Source organism: Paenibacillus sp. 01T422 (genome assembly GCF_056398785.1).
Genome location: NZ_JBFTQB010001387.1, coordinates 1 through 996, shown reverse-complemented (window position 1 = coordinate 996; position 996 = coordinate 1). Strand labels below are relative to the sequence as shown.

Annotated in this window: 2 protein-coding genes; both read right to left on the bottom strand. The window is 44.6% G+C overall.

All coding sequences use genetic code 11. The features are described 5' to 3' along the window. A partial coding sequence (locus tag AC1DUA_RS38965) for a beta-galactosidase (protein ID WP_477504781.1) occupies positions 1-414 on the bottom strand: 414 nt, incomplete at its 3' end. A 210-nt stretch (positions 415-624) separates the two neighbouring features. Then, on the bottom strand, positions 625-996 hold a 372-nt coding region (locus tag AC1DUA_RS38960; RefSeq protein WP_477504780.1), incomplete at its 5' end, for a DinB family protein.

Sequence of the window (996 nt, the reverse complement as noted above, 5' to 3'; positions counted from 1 at the left end):
GCCTATAACGGCAGGATGCTGGGAGTATCGTTCAGCTAATTTATGATTCATCACCGCTACTTTCTCGCGATAGACGGGAGATGTGTAACAATGATTATGGCGAGCACCGAAGAGATTGCGCACGCGATTAGCGCCAACACGCAGTACTTCCGGGTATTTCTCCGCCATCCATGCCGGTCTTGCCCCGCTAGGCGTTGCCAACCAGGCATAGATGCCATTCTCAGCAAAGGCATTCAGCACACGATCCAACCAATCGAAGGTAAACACGCCTTCTTCCTGTTCAAGAGCAGACCAGCCAAAAATACCGATAGCCATTACATTACATTTGGCAAGCTTCATTAAACGAATATCTTCTTCAAGTACCTGAGGATCATGCTGCCATTGATCAGGATTATAATCGGCGCCATGCATCATTACAGGCAGCTTAGGACTTACGGGCGGATATTTGTATGACAAGCTGTTCACCTCTTGGATATTTTTGATGTAATTAGAAGGGTCAATTTCATACCATAAGTATCCATGACATCGCTTACTAGTGCAACCTCATTTTTCATCAAAAAAAAACCGAAACATGGCTCAACCATGCCCCGGCTTATTTTGTTCATAATTGTACGTTTTTAAAGCTTATTTTGAATCACCTTGAATCACCTTTAGTAAACAATCACAGGTTGCAAGATGCATCCCTTCATGGACGACTCCGAAGTTAAACAGCTCTCCCACCTTATGAAACGTGATTGGTCCAAATTGCAGAGGCGTTGCGAACGGCACTTCCAGACTCTCAGGGGATAACTCGCTAATTTGGTTAAGCTGCGCAGATAGCTGCCTAATAAGTTCTTCTTTCGACGGTGGTATATTAGTCCAGCTTGCCGGTGATGTTCCTGAATTGAAGAACGAAGCGTAGCTTTCTGGAATCGCAGAATCCATCGAGAAACCCATCTTCATGTAAGCATCCATCCAATAAATCATGTGTCCAACGTTCCAGCGAATCGTATTATT